Origin of the sequence: Streptomyces sp. T028 (assembly GCF_048159505.1) — a bacterium.
Taxonomy (GTDB): Bacteria; Actinomycetota; Actinomycetes; order Streptomycetales; family Streptomycetaceae; genus Streptomyces.
This window is the reverse complement of sequence record NZ_JBLRVZ010000015.1, coordinates 147,963-166,279: the sequence shown is the minus strand read 5'-3', so window position 1 is coordinate 166,279 and position 18,317 is coordinate 147,963. Positions and strand designations below refer to the sequence as shown.

Below are 18,317 nucleotides of genomic sequence, written 5' to 3'. Positions count from 1 at the left end.
TCTTGCGTTTCCGACTCTATCAGATCTTTTCTCGATCCGATTTCCTCGGTGCTTTCCAGGTTCCCGCTTTTGTTTCGCGGTTTCCTTTCCGGCGGTTCCGACTTTATCAGAAGTTCCGGGCCGGTCTGACCGGCGGTCGTTTTCCGATTCATCGGGGGGCTTCTGCGGAATCCATGTTCCGAGTTGCCGATAGATTTTCACTGCTGCCGACCGGACCACATCCAGTTCCAGGCAACTGTTCGAATCTACCTCCCCGCGCACTCCGTGTCAACGGCTCTTGCGGGGCGAGGAGGAGACTAGCAGCTCAGATGGGCGGTTCGCACATCAGGCGGCTGTCGGCACGGTCGCGCTGCGCTCGGTTGCCTCAACGTCGCCCGTGTCGCCGGCGCGTGCCGCTCTGCCGCCCAGGACATAGACGTACGAGAGGAAGGCCAGCTCGGCGGCGACGCCGATGGTGATGCGGGCCCAGGTGGGCAGGCCCGAAGGGGTGACGAAGCCTTCGATGGCGCCCGAGACGAAGAGGACCAGGGCAAGGCCGATCGCCATGGCGATGGTGGCTCTGCCTTCTTCGGCGAGGGCGGTGCGCCGGGAGCGCGGGCCGGGGTCGATGACGGTCCAGCCGAGCCGGAGGCCGGTGCCGGCGGCGACGAAGACTGCGGTCAGTTCGAGCAAGCCGTGCGGGAGGACCAGGCCGAGGAAGGTGTCGAGTCGGCCCGCCGAGGACATGAGGCCGGCGCCGACACCGAGGTTGAGCATGTTCTGGAAGAGGATCCAGAGCACCGGAAGGCCCAGGAAGACCCCCAGGACCAGGCACATCGCAGCGGCCTGGGCGTTGTTCGTCCACACCTGGGCGGCGAACGAAGCGGCCGGGTGGCTGGAGTAATAGGTCTCGTACTGGCCGCCGGGACGCGTGAGCTCGCGCAGTTCTTCGGGGGCCGCTATGGAGGCCTGTACTTCCGGGTGGGTGCCGATCCACCAGCCCAGGAGGGCGGCGACGACGGTGGAGAGGAGTGCGGTGGGGACCCACCAGTGGCGCGAGCGGTAGACGGCGGCGGGGAAGCTCTCCGTGAGGAAGCGCGTGACATCGTGCCAGGAGGCGCGGCGGCTTCCGACGACGGCGCTACGCGCGCGTGCCACGAGTTGGGTGAGCCGGCCGGTGAGGTGGGGGTCGGGGGCTGTGGACTGGATGAGGGAGAGGTGGGTGGCGGTGCGCTGGTAGAGGGTGACGAGTTCGTCCGTCTCTGCGCCGGTGAGGCGGCGACGTCGCCGTAGGAGGGCGTCGAGGCGGTCCCATTCGGCTCGGTGGGCGGAGACGAAGACGTCGAGGTCCATCGGTGTGCCTGCTCCTCGGCTGTGCGTCGGCTGCCGGTGGTGAGGGTCAGCTTGTCGTACTGCGGCGCGATGTGGGCTCAGCTTGGCAGACTGGCCGTTCCAGAGGCAGGTCGGGAAGGGGCGGCGGGCGTGAGTGAGCTGGTGACGGGTGAGGCGGTGGCGTTGGAGCTGCAGCCCGCCAGGCTGCCGAGCAGGGCGCTGGCCGTGTTGCTGGATCTGGTCGTGCTTCTGGTCGTCTATGTGGTTGTGAGTGTCGTGCTCGTGCTGTCGACTGCCTCTTTGGACGAGGCGGCGCGGATGGCGGTGTCGATCGCCACGTTCCTGTTGGTTCTGGTGGGTGGGCCGATCGCGGTGGAGACGCTCAGTCATGGGCGGTCGCTGGGGAAGGCGGCGTGCGGGTTGCGTGTCGTGCGGGACGACGGTGGCCCGATCCGTTTCCGGCATGCGTTGGTGCGGGGTGCGCTCGGGGTGGTGGAGATTCTGCTGACGTTCGGGGTGGTGGCGTGTGTCGCGTCGCTGGTGTCGGCGCGGGGGCGGCGGCTCGGTGATGTGTTCGCCGGGACTCTGGTCGTGCGGGAACGGGTGCCGGTGGGGCGGGGTGGTTTCGTGCCTCCTCCTCCGCCGTGGTTGGCGGGGCGGTTCCAGGAGCTTGATCTTTCGGCGGTGCCGGACGGGTTGTGGCTGGCGATACGCCAGTACCTGGGGCGGATGAATCAGCTGGATCCTCAGGTGGGCTGGGCGATGGCGGGGCGGCTGGCGGGTGAGCTGGCTGAGCGGACGGGGATGCCGGTGCCGCCGGGTGTGCCGCCGGCCGCTTATCTGGCTGCGGTGGTGCAGGAGCGGCAGGTTCGAGAGGCGCGGCGGACGTTCGGGAGTGGTCCGGGTGCGGGTGGGGCGGGTGCGGGTGGTGGCTTCAGCCCGCCGTCGTCGTACGGGCCTGCCGTGCCGCAGGCGCCTTCGGCTCCGCACGGTCCGTCGGCTCCGCACGGTCTGTCGGATCAGGGCGGCTCCTCGGGTGTGGATGGTGGTCGGAGCGAGGGGCGGGGCACCGGGTTCGTGCCGCCTGTGTAGGGCCGTCTGGGGTGCGTTCAGGTGAACGTCGACGGGGGTGATTCGAGGTCGTCGAGTTCGATGCCGGGGGCTGCGAGGACCACGTCGCCGGCGATGTGCACGGTGTGCTGTTCGCCTGTGTCCAGGGCTGTGACCTGGTATTCGTCCACGGTCAAGGGGGCGTTGTCAGTGGCGTGTGTTTCTCTGTTCACGAGGGCCCAGGACTGGTCGACGGTGCGGGGGGCGAGGACCGGGTCGGTGAAGGCGACGAGTCGTACGCGGGTGGCCGCGGAGGAGGGGGTGAGGCGCAGGAGGCGGGTGGTGGCGATGAGGAATGCGGGTGAGGTGCCGGTGAAGGCGTGTGCGGGGGCGTTGCCTTCGGTGGCGTGGGTTCCGGTGGGGTCGGTGCGGACCCAGGTCACGCCGTCCAGTGCGGCGCCGCGGACCTGCCAGCTGCTCGCGTGGAGTTCGAGGCGGAGGGGGCGGCCGAGGTCGTCGAGGGTGAGGTCGACGGAGCCGGTGTGATCGCCGGTGGGGGTGGTCAGCTGGGAGACGTAGCGCCAGCCGGAGGGGCCGGGGGCGCAGTGGAAGTGCTCGTGTGCGAGGGGGGTGTGATCGTGCGGATCGTGGAGCGAATAGCGGCCGCGGGGCATGGGGGTCCTGGGGTCTGACGGGCTGGTCGGGGCGCCGCGGCGGTCCGGCCGAGGGGCCGAAGGGGCAGGCCCCCGACACGGGGGTGCGGGGGCCTGTCTCTGAGGTACTGCTGGACTGCTGCTTGCTGCTGCGGGCTCGGGAGCTCGCGGGCGGCTCAGTAGCGGTAGTGGTCCGGCTTGTACGGGCCCTCGACCTCGACGCCGATGTAGGAGGCCTGCTCCGGGCGGAGCGTCGTCAGCTTCACGCCGAGCGAGTCGAGGTGGAGGCGGGCGACCTTCTCGTCCAGGTGCTTGGGCAGCGTGTAGACGCCGATCGGGTACTCGTCGGGCTTGGTGAACAGCTCGATCTGGGCCAGGGTCTGGTCCGCGAAGGAGTTGGACATCACGAACGAGGGGTGGCCGGTGGCGTTGCCCAGGTTCAGCAGGCGGCCCTCGGACAGGACGATGATCACCTTGCCGTCGGGGAAGGTCCAGGTGTGGACCTGCGGCTTGACCTCGTCCTTGACGATGCCGGGGAGCTTGGCGAGGCCGGCCATGTCGATCTCGTTGTCGAAGTGGCCGATGTTGCCGACGATGGCCTGGTGCTTCATCTTGGCCATGTCGGAGGCCATGATGATGTCCTTGTTGCCGGTGGTGGTGATGAAGATGTCGGCCTTGTCGATGACCTCGTCGAGGGTCGTGACCTGGTAGCCGTCCATCGCGGCCTGGAGGGCGCAGATGGGGTCGATCTCGGTGACGATGACGCGGGCGCCCTGGCCGCGCAGTGACTCGGCGCAGCCCTTGCCGACGTCGCCGTAGCCGCAGACGACGGCGGTCTTGCCGCCGATGAGGACGTCGGTGGCGCGGTTGATGCCGTCGATGAGGGAGTGGCGGCAGCCGTACTTGTTGTCGAACTTCGACTTGGTGACGGCGTCGTTGACGTTGATCGCCGGGAAGAGGAGGGCGCCGTCGCGCTGCATCTCGTAGAGGCGGTGGACGCCGGTGGTGGTCTCCTCGGTGACGCCGCGGATCTCCGAGGCGAGCTGGGTCCACTTCTGGGAGCCCTCGGTGATGGTGCGGTTGAGGAGTTCGAGGATGACGCGGTGTTCGTCGTTCTCGGCGGTGTCGACGGAGGGGACCTTGCCGGCCTTCTCGTACTCGACGCCCTTGTGGACGAGGAGGGTGGCGTCACCGCCGTCGTCGAGGATCATGTTGGGGCCGCCGGTGGGGCTGTTCGGCCAGGTGAGGGCCTGCTCGGTGCACCACCAGTACTCCTCCAGGGTCTCGCCCTTCCAGGCGAAGACCGGGATGCCCTGCGGGTTGTCGGGCGTGCCGTTCGGGCCGACGGCGACGGCGGCGGCCGCGTGGTCCTGGGTGGAGAAGATGTTGCAGGACACCCAGCGGACCTCGGCGCCGAGGGCGACCAGGGTCTCGATGAGGACGGCGGTCTGCACGGTCATGTGCAGGGAGCCCATGATGCGGGCGCCGGCCAGCGGCTGGGCGGCGGCGAATTCCTTGCGGATCGACATCAGGCCGGGCATCTCGTGCTCGGCGAGGGTGATCTCCTTGCGGCCGAAGGTGGCCAGGGAGAGGTCGGCGACCTTGAAGTCCTGTCGGTTGTCGACAGTCGTCATGGTGAGCTGCTCCTCGGGGGTTGGGTCGAGGTGTGGGTACGGCTGGTCTGCGCGGCGGCGGACACAGGGGTGCCCTGAGGGGACACAGGCATGCCCGCGTGCGCGCAGCGCAGTCCGTCGGAGGCCCTCTCTCCCTCGGTCGGTCCGCTTCGGGACCGCCCGACCGCCATCAGCAGCGACGTCTGGCTCTCGTCCAAGCTACACCGGAGGTGGCGGGCGGCCCCAGTCCGTCTGCGAACAGATCGCGCCGTTCCCGGTCGGTGAGGGGGGATGGCCGCAGGGCCCGTCGGTGGTTCGGCGGGCCCTGCGGGGAGGTGTGTCGGGGGTGGTCAGTGGTCGGCGGGGTGCCGGTCGGGGCCGCCCGGGGTGGCCTCGGGGTCGGGGCCCTTGGCGGCTTTGGTCTCGCTGTAGATGTCGGGTTCGAGGTAGATGGCGCGGGCGATGGGGACTGCTTCGCGGATGCGGGCCTCGGCGGCGTCGATGGCGGTGGCGACCTCGGCGGCGGTGTTGTCGTGCCGGACGGCGATCTTGGCGGCGACGAGGAGTTCCTCGGGGCCGAGGTGGAGGGTGCGCATGTGGATGATGCCGGTCACGGTGTCGCCGTCGACGATCGCGGCCTCGATCTTCTGGACCTCTTCGAGGCCGGCGGATTCGCCGAGGAGGAGGGACTTGGTCTCGGCGGCGAGGACGAGGGCGATGAGGACGAGGAGGACACCGATGCAGACGGTGCCGATGCCGTCCCAGATGCCGTCGCCGGTGAGGAGGGCGAGGCCGACGCCGCCGAGGGCGAGGATCAGGCCGATGAGGGCGCCGAAGTCCTCGAGGAGGACGACGGGGAGTTCGGGGGCCTTGGCGCGGCGGACGAACTGGGACCAGGAGAGGGAGCCGCGGAGTTCGTTGGACTCCTTGATGGCGGTGCGGAAGGAGAAGCTCTCGGCGATGATCGCGAAGACGAGGACGCCGACGGGCCAGTACCAGTGCTCGATCTCGTGGGGGTGCTTGATCTTCTCGTAGCCCTCGTAGATGGCGAACATGCCGCCGACGGAGAAGAGGACGATGGAGACGAGGAAGGCGTAGATGTAGCGCTCGCGGCCGTAGCCGAAGGGGTGCTGGGGGGTGGCTTCGCGCTGGGCCTTCTTGCCGCCGACGAGGAGGAGGGCCTGGTTTCCGGAGTCGGCGAGGGAGTGGACGCCTTCGGCGAGCATCGACGAGGAGCCGCTGAAGGCGAACGCCACGAATTTCGATGCCGCGATGGCGAGGTTGGCGCCGAGTGCCGCCACGATCGCCTTGGTGCCGCCTGACGCGCTCATGTGTTCGCGTTGTCCCTTCGCCTGCGTACGTGCCTCGTACGTCCGGTTCGCCGTCCGGGGTCTTTGCCCGGCCTTTGCCGGGGGGCCATTGTTGCAGCCCTGTCCGGCGGCGGTTCGTCAGGTGTCCACAAGGCCGGTCAGACAATCACAGTGGCACGGAAGAGGGTGCCGGCTCCGGACACCTCGGCCTTCTCGCCGGCGGGGACGAAGACCGACTGGCCGGGGGCGAGTTCGTGCTCTCCGGCTCGTACCGTTCCGGCCGTGCAGAGCAGGATCTGCGGGGTGTCGCGGGTGAGGGCGTGGGTGTCGGAGCTCTCGGGGAGGACGTACCGGGAGAGGCGGAACTCGTCGATGGGGGTCTCGTAGACCTCTTCGCCGTCGGGGGACGCCTCGGGGCGCAGGACGCCGGGGTCGCCGGGTTCGAAGCGGACGATGCGCAGGAGTTCGGGGACGTCGACGTGTTTGGGGGTGAGGCCGCAGCGCAGGACGTTGTCGGAGTTGGCCATGATCTCGACCCCGAGTCCGCTGAGGTAGGCGTGCGGGATGCCGGCGCCGAGGAAGAGGGCCTCGCCGGGCTGGAGCCGGACGTGGTTGAGGAGCATGGCGGCGATGACGCCGGGGTCGCCGGGGTAGTGGTGGGCGATGCCGGCGTAGGGGGTGTAGTCGCCGCCGAGGCGGTCGCAGGCGGCGGCCGCGGCCGTGACGGTGTGGGGCATGTCGTCGGGGTCGGCGGTGAGGACCGCGGTGAGGACCTCGCGCAGGGCGGCGTCTTCGGGGTGGGCGTGCAGGAGGTCGACGTAGGGCTTGAGGGAGTCGACGCCGAGGCCGTCGAGGAGGGCGGCGGCCCGGAGAGGGTGGCGGAAGCCGCACAGACCGTCGAACTCGGTGAGGGCGCAGATGAGTTCGGGCTTGTGGTTGGCGTCCTTGTAGTTGCGGTGGGGGGCGTCCGCGGGGATGCCGCGGCGCTCTTCGTCGTCGTAGCCCTCCTTGGCCTGGGCGAGGTCCGGGTGGACCTGGAGGGAGAGGGGGGCGCCGGCGGCGAGGAGCTTGAGGAGGAAGGGCAGGCGGGGGCCGAACCTGGTCACGGCGCGTTCGCCGAGTTCGCGCCGTGGGTCGGTGTCGATCACCTCGACGAGGGTGCCGCGTCCGGTGCGGGACGGGGCGCCGGGGTGGGCGCCCATCCACATCTCCGCCTGGGGTTCGCCGGTCGGCTCGGTGCCGAGCAGGTGCGGGATGGCGGTGGGGGAACCCCAGGCGTAGGGGCGGATGGTGTTGTCGAGGCGGTCCATCGGGTTCTCTGCCTGTCTGTCCGGCGCTGCTTGTCTGGTCGGGCTGTGGTGGGGCCCGCGCTTCACGCGCGTGTGGGCTTCAGCGTGTGGGCTTCAGATCAGGCCTGCGAGGCGAGCGCCAGGTAAACGGCGGCGAAATCCGTGGTGGCGATCAGTTCGGCGAGGGTGACGAGTTCGTCGCCGTCGTCGGGTTCGAGTTCGCTGATCGGCGTGTCGTGGCTGAGGGCCAGGTCGCGGGCGGAGGGGGCGGCGGTGAGGCCGCCGATGGGGCGGTCGCGCAGGAGCACCACGCGCGCGTGCAGGGCGGGGGCTTCCTCGACGCGGTCGCGGAAGAAGTCCTCGGGGTCGGCGCTGGCGGCGAGGGGGCCTGCGAGGAGGGCGCTGTGTTCGGCGAGGGCCTCAGGGAGTTCGGCGACGAGTGCGGGGCGGCCGGCGAGTTCGGCGAGGGCGGAGGCGAAGCGGCGGCCGGCGGGGCCCGCGGAGGTGCCTTCGGTCCAGATCACCGGGAGGGCGTCGGCGAGTTCGGCGGCCAGGGTCTTCGCCGGGTTGCTGTAGGTGGCGATGGCGGGGCCGCAGCGTTCGGCGACCTGGTCGAGGCGGTCGGCGACCTTCTCGAGCGCGTCGCCCGGCGCGGAGAGCAGGGCGATGCGGTCGAGGAGCGCGAGGAGGGGGGTGAGCAGGGCCCACAGGACGCCGGGGGCGGAGGCGGCGACGGGGGGCTGTTCGTCGTGTTCGTACGGGGCGGTCGCCATCGGTACGAACATGCCGTGCGCGGCGTCGGCGGCGTCGGTGAGGGGCGTACGGGCGGGGGCCACGGCGACGACGGTGCAGCCTCGGCGGTAGGCCTGCTCGGCGAGGAGGGCGAGGCCGGGTTCGGTGCCGTCGGGGGTGGCGATGAGGAGGAGGTCGACGGAGCCGGCCCAGCCGGGGAGTTCCCAGCGTAGGGCGCCCGCGGCGGGGGCGACGCCGGTGGGGGCGAGGCGGATGACCGGGCAGGAGGCGCCGGCGAGGGTGCCGAGGAGGTCGGCGACGCAGGTGGCGGCGGCGCCGGGTCCCGCGATGAGGATGGCGCGGGGGCGGCCGTCGGGCTTGAGGTCGTTCACCCCGGCTTCGGCGGCGTGGCGGGCGGCGGTACGCACGCGTGCGCCCGCTTCGGCCGCGCCCCGCAGGAGGGCTCGGCGGTCGGCCTCGGCGAGGGCCTCCGGCGTGTCGAGCAGTGAGTCGTCGAGCATGGCGGGGGTCTCCGATCGCCGGGGGGTCGTCGGGGGTGCCGGGGTGAGGTGCGCGGTGGTGCCGGTTCGGGCGATACGGCGGTGCCGGCGGGCCCGGGCCGGTCGGCGGGGTGGGCTGCGGCCGCGCGGCGGCGGGCCTCTGCGTCAGGCGGGGCGGCGGGCTGCGTTACGCGGGGCGGCGGGCCTCGTCGACGAGGAGGACGGGGATGCCGTCGCGGACGGGGTACGCCAGGCCGCAGTCCTGGCCCGTGCAGATCAGCTCCGCGTCCTGCTCCTTGAGGGGGGCGTGGCAGGCCGGGCAGGCGAGGATCTCCAGGAGGCCGGCTTCGAGCGGCATGAGGTGTCCCTTCGGGTGGGTGTGGGGGCGGCTGGATGTGCCTGGTCAGCGTACCGCTGGTGGGGGTGGGGTGGTGGGTGGTGTCGCCCCGCCGCCTTTACCCGTTCCCTGCCCAGGGGCTGCGCCCCTTCGGCCCCGCCTGGGCTCGCCCCTGGGCCCCGGTGCCCGGGAAGGTTCACGCTCGGATGATGGCCAGGGCCTCGTCCCTGATCTTGGTCATGGTGGGTTCGTCGCGGGCCTCGGCGTTGAGGCGGAGGAGGGGTTCGGTGTTGGAGGGGCGGACGTTGAACCACCAGTCGGCGGTGGAGACGGTGAGGCCGTCGAGTTCGTCGAGGGTGACGTCGGGGCGGCCGGCGTAGGCCGCCTTGATCGCGGCGATGCGGTCCGCCTGGTCGGCGACGGTGGAGTTGATCTCGCCGGAGCCGGCGTAGCGGTCGTACGCGTCGACGAGCGACGACAGGGGGCTCTGCCGGCCGCCGAGGGCCGCCAGGACGTGGAGGGCGGCCAGCATGCCGGTGTCGGCGTTCCAGAAGTCCTTGAAGTAGTAGTGGGCGGAGTGCTCGCCGCCGAAGATCGCGCCGGAGCGGGCCATCTCCGCCTTGATGAAGGAGTGGCCGACGCGGGTGCGGACGGGGCTGCCGCCGTTCTCCTCGACCACCTCGGGGACGGTCCGGGAGGTGATCAGGTTGTGGATGATCGTGCCGCGGCCGCCGTTGCGGGCGAGTTCGCGGGTGGCGACGAGGGCGGTGATCGCGGACGGGGAGACCGGGTCGCCGTGTTCGTCGACGACGAAGCAGCGGTCGGCGTCGCCGTCGAAGGCGAGGCCGAGGTCGGCGGACTCCTCGCGGACGCGCCGCTGCAGGTCCACGAGGTTCGCCGGGTCGAGGGGGTTGGCCTCGTGGTTGGGGAAGGTGCCGTCGAGTTCGAAGTACATGGGGACGACGGTCAGGGGCAGGCCGTCGAACACGGTGGGGACGGTGTGGCCGCCCATGCCGTTGCCCGCGTCGACCACGACCTTCAGGGGGCGGATGGAGGTCAGGTCGACGAGTGAGCGCAGGTGCGCCGCGTAGTCCTTCAACGTGTCGGTCCGTGTGACGGTTCCCGGCACGGCTGCGGGCTCGGGCGCGCCGGTGTCCGTCCAGCGCTCCACGAGTTCGCGGATCTCGGTGAGGCCGGTGTCCTGGCCGACGGGGGCGGCGCCGGCGCGGCAGAGCTTGATGCCGTTGTACCGGGCGGGGTTGTGCGAGGCGGTGAACATGGCGCCGGGCAGGTTCAGGGCCCCGGAGGCGTAGTAGAGCTGGTCCGTGGAGCAGAGGCCGATCTCGGTGACGTGGACGCCGAGTGCCGCCGCCCCGCGCGCGAAGGCGCCGCTCAGGCCGGGTGAGGAGGGGCGCATGTCGTGGCCGACGACGATCGCCTCGGCGCCGGTCACCTGGGCGAAGGCCGCTCCGAAGAGTTCGGCGAGGGACTCGTCCCACTGGTCCGGGACCACCCCGCGGACGTCGTACGCCTTCACGATCTGCGACAGATCAGCAGCCACGGGCCACCCTTCCTGAAAGTCCTGTTCAGTCGCCACAAACTACCCGGAACGGTTCACCGGCTGCTGTGAGTCCGCGCAGTGGACCCGCAGAAGTAACCTTGCGCACCAACCCGGGACACACGGGCGTCGGAGAGTCGCCCGAAAGAGCGGCGCGGCGCCCGGGCGGCGTTGGAGAGCGTCCGGCCGGCGGGAACGCGGTGGGCGAGGCAGGTGACGAGAACGGCCGTCAGAAGGCCTGTGAGGCCCGCGAGATGGGCTTTGGGCGGGGCGGGCGAGTCGGCGGCGGGTTCGGTTCGGGTTCCGTCACGCGGAAAGCGGTTTCTCGCTTCTCCGCCGCTTCATGTGGCTGTGGCCGTGACAAGCGTGCGGCAGCGGGGCGTCGGACCGTGCGCGGTGGGGCCGGGGCGTAACGGGCTCAGTTGTCCGGTGAGCGCAGGACGCGCAGGTGGCCGCGGCGGGCGACCTCCATCGGGTCCGCACCGCGTCCGCCGCCGCCGGCCTGTGCCGCGCGCTCCTGCGGGCGGGCCGCCTCACGGACGGCGTTGGCAAGCGCTTCCAGGTCGTCACCGCTGGGCCGTGCGGGAGCCGAGCCGTCCAGCAGGCGGACGACCTCCCAGCCGCGCGGGGCGGTCAGGCGCTCGGAGTGCTCGGCGCACAGGTCGTAGCAGTGGGGTTCGGCGTAGGTGGCGAGCGGGCCGAGGACCGCGGTCGAGTCGGCGTAGACGTACGTCAGCGTCGCGACGGCGGGTCGGCCGCAGGCGGTTCGCGAACAGCGACGTACAGGGCTCACGACGTTGGACGGTACCGCACTCTTGAGCGGGCCGCGACGACTCTCCACCAGGTCACTCCACCGTGTCGTGTTGTGAAACGCCCCACGGGCCTCTCCAGTCATACCCCGCTGACCTGCACGAACACCAGTCATCTAGAGGAAGAAGACGGAGCCTCTCGGTCATCGGGTGGTGCAAACAGGAACAAATGCCATGAGTTAACCGGTCTCGGAGAGATACGGAATCGAGCCCAACCTTGGCTGGAATGGTCATCCTGCGACATGGGGTACGGGCCGGGCGGGAGCTGTCCGGGATGCCGCGTGGGGGCCGGGCGGCCGGTCTCGGCGGGGTCTACCCTTCCGTAGTGATGGACAGCCCCGTACCGCCCCGTGCCGCAGGCCCCGGGCCCCGCCGCCGCGATCGCCACGGCCGGGGCATGCGGGGACCGATCGCTCCCCCTCAGGTGCCGTTGGCCGCGAGCCGCGCCGACGCGTTCGCCGATCTGGTGCAGGACTCCGTGGAACGGCTGGAGCGGCGCTGGCCGCAGCTCGCCGAGATCGACTTCATGGTCCTCGAGGTGCCGCGCCCGGCCGCGGCCGGGGAGCCGTGGAACGATGAGGCGGTGCCCCTTGGCGGGACGGTTCCCGCGCGCGAGGGACGGCGGCCGCGGGTCGTCGTCTACCGGCGGCCGGTCGAGATCCGCACCAAGGGGCGCGACGAACGGGCCGCGCTGGTGCACGAGGTCGTGGTGGAACAGGTGGCGGAGCTGCTGGGGCTGACCCCGGAGACGGTGGATCCGCGCTACGGCGACGAGGACTGACGACCGTCCCCGTCCGTTCATGTGACCCGGCCGGGTTACTTCTGCAGCACCGCCATGTCCTCGTCCGCCTGGGGGACCTCGACCGTGCCCCGGTCGTCCGGCAGGGTCTGGACGGTGAAGCCCTGGACGCCCTTCCCCGTCGTCGCCAGGGTGCGGGCGGCGTAGACCGGGGTGTCGGTGAGGGGTTCCACCGTCAGGGCGAAGGTGCCCTTCAGGCCTGCCGGGACGGGGAGTTCGACGTCCTGGGTCGTACCGGACTTGATCGTGTACGTCTTGGAGGCGGCCGTTCCTCCCTCGCTGCCCGCGGACGCGGTGACCTTCACCTTGGCGGTCCCCTTGGGGGCGGTCAGGGAGAGGGTGGTGCCCTTGGCGGTGTTGTCGGCGGCGGACGCGCGCGTGCCGACCGGCGCGGAGGCGGGGATGAACGCCGACTCCTGGTTGCCGTCCTTGCCGCGCAGCACCCGTACGGCCGCGACGACCGGCACCGACCGGTCCGTCGGCGTCAGGACGATCGAGCCGGCCTCGCCGCGCGTGACGTCGCCGAGGTCGACGGCGGTCGTCATACCTGCCTTGACGTGCACGGTCTCGTGGCCGGCCGGGGTGATCAGGCCGGTCGGGGAGGCGAGTTGGACCTTCAGGTCGGCGTCGGCGCCGCCCGGCGCGTGGGCGATCAGCCGGACCGCGGTGGCGTCCTTGGGGATGCCGGGGATGACCAGGCTCGGCGCCGGGTCGGTGGCGGCGGCCAGCCAGTCGCCGCCGAGCTTGTCGTCCAGGGCCTGCACCGAGGCGCCCACGCGGCCGCTGCGGACGTTGACGTGGACGGTGACGTCGTCCTCCTTCGCGCCGGTCAGCGTGGACAGCAGGATCGGCTCGCTGGAGTGCGGCGGGACGGTGATGCCCTCCCCCACCGTGGTCTGCAGGGCGCCGTCCTTGCCGTAGAGCTCGATGTCGGCGACGGCGGCGGAGTCGTCCGGGTTGGTGAGGTGGACGTAGTCCGTGCGGTCGGCGGCCGTGCCGGCGCCCGGGAACCAGAACTCCGTGTCCGCGGCGGTGCAGGTGACGCCCTGCAGCCCGCGGCCGGAGCCGGCGGCGACCTCGGTGGTCTCCTGGACCGTCCAGCCGGGCGCGAACTTCCCCTCGGCGGTGCCCATGAGCGCGGGCGACTCCCCGCCGGAGGTGTCCCCGGTGGCGGGCGTGCCGGGCTCCTTGGGGGTCACCACCGATTTGTCGTCCTTCTCGGACTTCTCGTCGGCCTTGTCGCTCTTGTCGGTCTTCTTCTCGTCCGTGTCGGTCGTGCTGTCGTCCTTGTCGCTCGCCTCGTCGTCGGCCGTGTCCGCCGACTCCTCGGTGGCGGCGAGGAGTTCGGCCGTGCCGTCGCCGCCCGTGCCCTTGGTGACGGGCGTGAAGGACGTGTACGACGTCTTGGCGACGTCGGAGGTGCTGGGCGGCGGGCAGAGCAGGCTCGTGCGCTCCACGGGCAGCACGGCGGCCGCCTTGGCGGAGTCGTCCGTACCGGCGGCCTTGGGCTCGCTGAGTGTGGCGAACCCGGTGACGGCGGCGAGCGCGGCCGTGCCGGCGATCAGGGACAGGGTCGTGCGGTTCACTGCTGGCTCCCGTCGGGACGCTCGCTGCCGGTGCCGTGGGGGTGCTGCTGCTGCGCCGGGTCGTAGGCCTGGTCGTAGGCGGGGTCGTAGCCCTGGTTGGCGTAGCCCTGGTCATAGCCGTACGTCTGTTCGTACGGCGCCTGCCCGCCCTGGCCGTCGTAGGCGTAGGGGTCGTACTGGCCGGCCTGGTAGGGGTCGTAGGACTGCTGGTCGTAGGTGCCCGCCGGGTACTGCTGGGTGCCCTGGTACTGCTCGCCCTGGTAGCCGCCGTACTCGGCGCCCGCGTAGCTCGGCTGGTCCCAGTCGCCGTACGACTGCTGTTGCGGGAGGGCGACCGGGGTCTGGTCCGGTGCATCCTCGGGTGCGTCCTCGGATGTCTCCTCCGAAGGAGGAGACGGGAAGTCGTCGTTCTGGAGGGCGGGTTCCTCCGTGTCCTCGGCCTGGGCGCGCAGCCGGCGGGCGCGCCGGCCCTCGCCCTCGACGGCCTCGGCGGCGGCAGGTTGCTGCTCCTCGGGGAGGTCGTCGTCGACGTCGCGGCGGCGGCCGGGCAGGGCGAGGACGACGAGGACGAGCGCCAGGAAGCCCTGGGTCCACAGCCAGACGGTGTGGGTGAAGGGGTCGTCGTAGGTGACGTCCAGCTTTCCGCCGGAAGCGGGGAGTTCGAAGCCCTGGGCCCAGCCGTCGACGGTGATGCGGGTGAGCGGCTTGCCGTCCAGGGTGGCGGTCCAGCCGTCGGCGGCGGCGTCGGCCAGGCGCAGGATCCGGCCGTCGGAGCCCGCCTGGATCGTGGTGTGGATGTCGACCGGGCCCGCGGCGACCGGGGTCGCCGTGCCCTTGCCCGACTCGGTGACGACCGCCGCGCGGGAGACCTCCTGGCTGATCCGCCACAGGGCGCTGCCGTCCTGCTGGCTGAGCCGCTTCAGGCCGGGTGTGGCGTCCAGGACGCGGGTGACCTCGCGGGGCGCGCCCTTGTGGACGAGGACGTATCCGACGGCGAACTTGCCCAGCTGGTCGGCCTGGTCGGCGCCGGAGCCGGCGACGAGGTTGGCGACGACCTTGTCGAGCGGTGCGTTCTCGCCGTCGGCCGCGGCGAGTTCGGCGTCGCCGAGGCGGGCGCCGGAGCCGCGGACCAGCATGTAGTCGACGTGGGCGGCGGAGTCGCTGTCGAGGACGAGGGTGCGGGACTGGTCGCGGTTGCCGGCCTCCTCGGCGACGAACGCGGGCACCTGGACGGCGTCGCGGCGCTCCAGGGGGCCGTCGGCGCCGCCGATCATCCAGCCGGCGGCGAGCAGCAGGGGGCCCGCGGCGGAAACGAAGGCGATGAGGGCGGCGACCGGCTGGCGCCAGCCGAAGCTCTGTTCGGCGACACGCGTGCGTGCGCCGTCGGCGCCGAGGACGGCGGCGGCCAGGAGCGCGATGCCGTAGACGAGGGTGGCGGGTCCGGCCCAGGTGGAGGTGTTGGACAGGACCGCGAAGACGAGCGCCACCAGGGCGACCGCCCAGGCCGTCCAGATTCCGAACTGACGCTCGCCGCGCAGCAGGGCGGCGAGCGCGGCCAGGACGACGCCGATGAGCATCAGCCCGTCGACCGTGCCGGGGCCGCCGGGGCTGGCGGCGAGCAGGTCGAGTGCGGAGGCGGTGGACGGGGCGTAGTCCAGTCCGGCCTGGGTGAAGAAGCCGAACGGGAGCAGCGTCAGCGACCAGGGCGCGAGGACCAGCAGGGGGGTGCCGAGTTGGGCCAGGAGGCGCAGGCCGTAGGCGGTGATGTCGGTGCGGCGTACGGCCAGCACGGCGAGGCCGAGGACGAGCGCGAGGGGCCAGACGATCGGCGTGAACGCGGTGGTGATCGTCAGCAGCAGTGCGTACGCCCACGTGGCGCGCCAGCTGCCGCGGGTTCCCGAGGTGTTCGTCAGGCCGCTCGCGGCGGCGGCCGCGCGCGCGATGAGCGGCAGCAGGACGGCGAGTACGGCGGTGCCGACGCGGCCGCCTGCGAGGGCGCCGGTGGCGGCGGGCAGGAAGGCGTAGACGACGGCGGCCCACGCGCGCAGGAGGCGGGACTCGACGAGGGGGCGAGAGGCGAAGTAGGCGGTGAAGCCGGCCAGCGGCACCGAGCAGACGAGCAGCAGGGTCAGGGCGAGGCCGGTGGAGCCGAACAGGAGGGTGGCGAGGGCCGCGATGACGGCGAGGTAGGGCGGGGCGGACGGGGTGCCGCCCGCGCCGACCGGGTGCCAGGCGTCGATGTAGCGCGACCAGAGCTCGGAGGCGTCGGCCGGGGCGGGCAGCAGGGCGCCGCCCGCGAGGGCGCCGCCGCCGAGGAGGTTCCGGCAGGCGACAAGGGAGACGAGCAGCAGGACCAGGAAGAGCACCGGGCCCGGCTTGCGGGCGATGCGCTTGAGGCGGGCGAACTGCTCGATCTCCAGGAAGTCGGCGTCGTCGCCGCCGGGGCCGGACTCCAGTCCGCCGCCGTGCCGTCCGGCGCCGCCGGCGGTCTCGGTGTCGGAGGAGCCGAAGAGGTCGCCGGCGACCTGTTCGACGGTGGCCCGTACGGTCGCCCCGGGCGGCGGGAACAGCGGCCGCAGTTCGCCCTTGTCGATCCGGGGTGTGCCGCGCCTGCGCCGTCCGGCGATGATCCGCTCGGGCCGCAGCAGGATGCCGAGGAGGCCGCGGATCTCGTCGACTGCCTGTCCCGGTACCTTGCCGACGAGGTAGGCGACCGTGCGCAGCAGGGTGCCGAGGACCAGGCGCAGCAGGATCCAGGGCAGCAGTGCCGTACGGCTGTTGACGAGGAGGGTGTAGACGGCGCCGGCCTTGTCGACCTTGTGCGGGGAGGCGGTGGTGCGGCCCGCGCAGTCGACGGCGCGGCGCTCGCGGGAGGCGGCCTCGGCGTGCCGTACGACGGCGTCGGGGGCGACGAGGACGCGGTGGCCGGCGGCGGTGGCGCGCCAGCACAGGTCGACGTCGTCACGCATCAGGGGCAGCCTGCGGTCGAAGCCGCCGAGTTCCTCGAAGACGTCGCGGCGGATCAGCATGCCGGCGGTGGACACGGACAGCACGGGCCGGACGTGGTCGTGCTGGCCCTGGTCCTGTTCACGGCGGTCCAGGCCGGTCCAGCGGCGGCCGGAGGAGGCGATGGTGACGCCGACCTCGAGGAGTTGGCGGCGGTCGTACCAGCCGCGGAGTTTGGGGCCGACGACGGCCACGTCGTCGCGGCCCAGTTCGAGTTCGTTGTCCACGACGCGCAGGAGTTCGGCCAGGGCGTCGGGCTCGGGGGCGCAGTCGTCGTGCAGCAGCCACAGCCACTGGACCGGTTCGCCGTGCGGGAGCTCCGGCATGTCGTAGGCGTCGTCGCGCCACGTGCGCGTGACGGGGTCCCAGCCGCTGGGCCGCTTCAGGTACGGCAGTTCCTCGGGGGTGAGGACCGGGGCCGTGCGGTTGGCCTCCTCGACGGCCTGGCCGAAGCCGGTGCGCCGGGCGAGGTGCAGGACGCGGTCGTCGCCGAGGGCCTCGGTCACCAGGCGGGCGGAGTCGTCCGAGCTGCCGGTGTCGGCGGCCATGACGGACTGGACGGGGCGCTCCTGGCCGAGCAGCCCGGCAAGCGCGTCGGGCAGCCAGCGGGCACCGTCGTGGGAGACAAGGACCGCGGTGACGACATGACGCGGGAACTCAGGTGTGGCAGCGCCTGTTGACTGGGCTGCCGTGTGGCTGTGCACGGACATCGAGGTACGGGCCCCGGTTCGGTGGACGTGGTGGACGCCTGCGCCGCGTGGGGGCGGCGGGGTGTCTCGGACGAGCGCCCACACTATCGGCTGGGCAGGACGGCGGCCCGCCGCCTGTGGACAACCACCTGCGACGGGCCGTTCACACCCTCGTCCGCCCCTGTGGGGCTCACGCCCGTGAGGGGCTGCTGCCCCTGAGGGGCTCCTGCCGGCGTGGGGCTTGTTCCGCCCGTGCTCGTTCCGCCTGTGCGGGGCGGTGGTTCAGACGGCGGCCTTCTTCAGCCTGCGGCGCTCGCGCTCGGACAGGCCGCCCCAGATGCCGAAGCGTTCGTCGTTGGCGAGGGCGTACTCGAGGCACTCGGAGCGGACCTCGCAGGCGAGACAGACCTTCTTGGCCTCGCGGGTCGAGCCGCCCTTCTCGGGGAAGAACGACTCGGGATCGGTCTGGGCGCACAGTGCGCGCTCCTGCCAGCCGAGTTCCTCGCCCGCGTCGTCGACCAGCAGTTGCTGCACCAGCTCGGTCATGTGCGCCCCTCGCTCTGTCTTTCGCGTCCCCGTGTACCTGGCCGTTTACCGATGGCGGCGCCATGGCCCATTACCGATGTCGGCTGAACGACACGAGTGAAATTACAAGTGTGCTGCTCCGGGCGAGTCAAGCCGAGATCTGCTATTGGGCCCCTTATTCACTCTGCGGAACCAAGGCCGTGCGGTAAGTGTTCAAATCGTCATAAACCTTGACATGCAGATGAGGCCCTGGAGGGCTCGGACCCCGCACAGTGCTTGTACGGGGAAGGACGCCCAGAAGTTCGATCCCGTTGCGACACGCGCGCGGAAGAGAACCGGATCACAGGCGGATCACGGGCTCACAACGGCTTACGCGCCCGGCTTGTGCCTCGTGTGTCCCGGCGGCCGTGTGCACAAACCTTTCGCCTCTCAGATGCACCGGATGAGGTGAACCGCGTCCCACATACCGGGCGTCGAGTTGACATCGACAGGTGTGAACCGATGTCCTTGTGGGCATGCTCGCGAACTCGGCACTCACCACGACCCGCTC

The 18,317-nt window shown here is 71.6% G+C and carries 14 protein-coding genes; 2 read left to right on the top strand and 12 right to left on the bottom strand.

Annotated elements, in window-relative coordinates; genetic code table 11:
* Positions 1 to 324: 324 nt before the first annotated feature.
* Positions 325 to 1,332: a stage II sporulation protein M gene (locus ACLZN2_RS16610; protein ID WP_416979230.1), complete on the bottom strand. Its 1,008-nt coding sequence runs from the start codon at positions 1,330 to 1,332 to the stop codon at positions 325 to 327.
* 129 nt (positions 1,333 to 1,461) lie between these two features.
* Here ACLZN2_RS16610 and ACLZN2_RS16605 point away from each other — a divergent pair, with 129 nt between their 5' ends.
* Positions 1,462 to 2,403 carry an RDD family protein gene (locus tag ACLZN2_RS16605; RefSeq protein ID WP_416979229.1) on the top strand — a complete coding sequence of 314 codons (942 nt, stop codon included), beginning with the start codon at positions 1,462 to 1,464 and terminating at the stop codon, positions 2,401 to 2,403.
* Positions 2,404 to 2,420: 17 nt separating this feature from the next.
* Here the strand turns inward: ACLZN2_RS16605 and ACLZN2_RS16600 are convergent, their stop codons facing one another.
* From ACLZN2_RS16600 to ACLZN2_RS16565, 8 genes are all read right to left on the bottom strand, one after another.
* On the bottom strand, positions 2,421 to 3,035 hold the full coding sequence (locus tag ACLZN2_RS16600; RefSeq protein WP_416979228.1) for a hypothetical protein: 615 nt from the start codon (positions 3,033 to 3,035) through the stop codon (positions 2,421 to 2,423).
* 155 nt (positions 3,036 to 3,190) lie between these two features.
* Positions 3,191 to 4,648, bottom strand: coding sequence for an adenosylhomocysteinase (gene ahcY, locus ACLZN2_RS16595; RefSeq protein WP_416979227.1), 1,458 nt, complete (start codon positions 4,646 to 4,648; stop codon positions 3,191 to 3,193).
* A gap of 329 nt (positions 4,649 to 4,977) precedes the next feature.
* A complete protein-coding gene (locus ACLZN2_RS16590; protein WP_416979226.1) occupies positions 4,978 to 5,958 on the bottom strand; it encodes a cation diffusion facilitator family transporter in 981 nt (326 codons plus the stop codon).
* A gap of 137 nt (positions 5,959 to 6,095) precedes the next feature.
* Positions 6,096 to 7,247, bottom strand: a complete 1,152-nt coding sequence (gene manA / locus ACLZN2_RS16585; RefSeq protein WP_416979225.1) for a mannose-6-phosphate isomerase, class I — start codon at positions 7,245 to 7,247, stop codon at positions 6,096 to 6,098.
* Positions 7,248 to 7,345: 98 nt separating this feature from the next.
* The gene (locus ACLZN2_RS16580) at positions 7,346 to 8,479 is read right to left on the bottom strand and encodes an SIS domain-containing protein (protein WP_416979224.1); all 1,134 of its coding nucleotides are present in this window, start codon (positions 8,477 to 8,479) and stop codon (positions 7,346 to 7,348) included.
* A 166-nt stretch (positions 8,480 to 8,645) separates the two neighbouring features.
* Positions 8,646 to 8,816, bottom strand: coding sequence for a Trm112 family protein (locus ACLZN2_RS16575; protein WP_020940431.1), 171 nt, complete (start codon positions 8,814 to 8,816; stop codon positions 8,646 to 8,648).
* Between the two features lie 175 nt (positions 8,817 to 8,991).
* Entirely contained in the window at positions 8,992 to 10,356 is a 1,365-nt protein-coding gene (locus tag ACLZN2_RS16570; protein WP_416979223.1) for a phosphomannomutase/phosphoglucomutase, read from the bottom strand.
* A gap of 415 nt (positions 10,357 to 10,771) precedes the next feature.
* A complete protein-coding gene (locus ACLZN2_RS16565; RefSeq protein ID WP_059196228.1) occupies positions 10,772 to 11,194 on the bottom strand; it encodes a DUF3499 domain-containing protein in 423 nt (140 codons plus the stop codon).
* A 296-nt stretch (positions 11,195 to 11,490) separates the two neighbouring features.
* On the opposite strand from ACLZN2_RS16565, the gene ACLZN2_RS16560 reads away from it, so the two are divergent.
* The gene (locus ACLZN2_RS16560; RefSeq protein WP_416979222.1) at positions 11,491 to 11,943 is read left to right on the top strand and encodes a metallopeptidase family protein; all 453 of its coding nucleotides are present in this window, start codon (positions 11,491 to 11,493) and stop codon (positions 11,941 to 11,943) included.
* Positions 11,944 to 11,978: 35 nt separating this feature from the next.
* On the opposite strand, the gene ACLZN2_RS16555 is transcribed toward ACLZN2_RS16560, so the two are convergent.
* From ACLZN2_RS16555 to ACLZN2_RS16545, 3 genes are all read right to left on the bottom strand, one after another.
* On the bottom strand, positions 11,979 to 13,547 hold the full coding sequence (locus tag ACLZN2_RS16555; RefSeq protein ID WP_416979221.1) for a DUF5719 family protein: 1,569 nt from the start codon (positions 13,545 to 13,547) through the stop codon (positions 11,979 to 11,981).
* Complete coding sequence (locus tag ACLZN2_RS16550) at positions 13,544 to 17,263, bottom strand: glycosyltransferase (protein WP_416979220.1); 3,720 nt, start codon at positions 17,261 to 17,263, stop codon at positions 13,544 to 13,546. Before ACLZN2_RS16550 ends, ACLZN2_RS16555 begins: the two co-directional genes overlap by 4 nt.
* A 261-nt stretch (positions 17,264 to 17,524) precedes the next feature.
* Complete coding sequence (locus ACLZN2_RS16545; protein ID WP_030792866.1) at positions 17,525 to 17,788, bottom strand: WhiB family transcriptional regulator; 264 nt, start codon at positions 17,786 to 17,788, stop codon at positions 17,525 to 17,527.
* Positions 17,789 to 18,317: the final 529 nt, after the last annotated feature.

What these genes read in the sequence shown, in the direction of transcription:
- ACLZN2_RS16610 (WP_416979230.1), bottom strand. Translation starts at nt 1,332, where the DNA reads ATGGACCTCGACGTCTTCGTCTCCGCCCACCGAGCCGAATGGGACCGC.
- ACLZN2_RS16600 (WP_416979228.1), bottom strand. Translation starts at nt 3,035, where the DNA reads ATGCCCCGCGGCCGCTATTCGCTCCACGATCCGCACGATCACACCCCC.
- ahcY (WP_416979227.1), bottom strand. Translation starts at nt 4,648, where the DNA reads ATGACGACTGTCGACAACCGACAGGACTTCAAGGTCGCCGACCTCTCC.
- ACLZN2_RS16590 (WP_416979226.1), bottom strand. Translation starts at nt 5,958, where the DNA reads ATGAGCGCGTCAGGCGGCACCAAGGCGATCGTGGCGGCACTCGGCGCC.
- manA (WP_416979225.1), bottom strand. Translation starts at nt 7,247, where the DNA reads ATGGACCGCCTCGACAACACCATCCGCCCCTACGCCTGGGGTTCCCCC.
- ACLZN2_RS16580 (WP_416979224.1), bottom strand. Translation starts at nt 8,479, where the DNA reads ATGCTCGACGACTCACTGCTCGACACGCCGGAGGCCCTCGCCGAGGCC.
- ACLZN2_RS16575 (WP_020940431.1), bottom strand. Translation starts at nt 8,816, where the DNA reads ATGCCGCTCGAAGCCGGCCTCCTGGAGATCCTCGCCTGCCCGGCCTGC.
- ACLZN2_RS16560 (WP_416979222.1), top strand. Translation starts at nt 11,491, where the DNA reads ATGGACAGCCCCGTACCGCCCCGTGCCGCAGGCCCCGGGCCCCGCCGC.
- ACLZN2_RS16550 (WP_416979220.1), bottom strand. Translation starts at nt 17,263, where the DNA reads ATGTCCGTGCACAGCCACACGGCAGCCCAGTCAACAGGCGCTGCCACA.
- ACLZN2_RS16545 (WP_030792866.1), bottom strand. Translation starts at nt 17,788, where the DNA reads ATGACCGAGCTGGTGCAGCAACTGCTGGTCGACGACGCGGGCGAGGAA.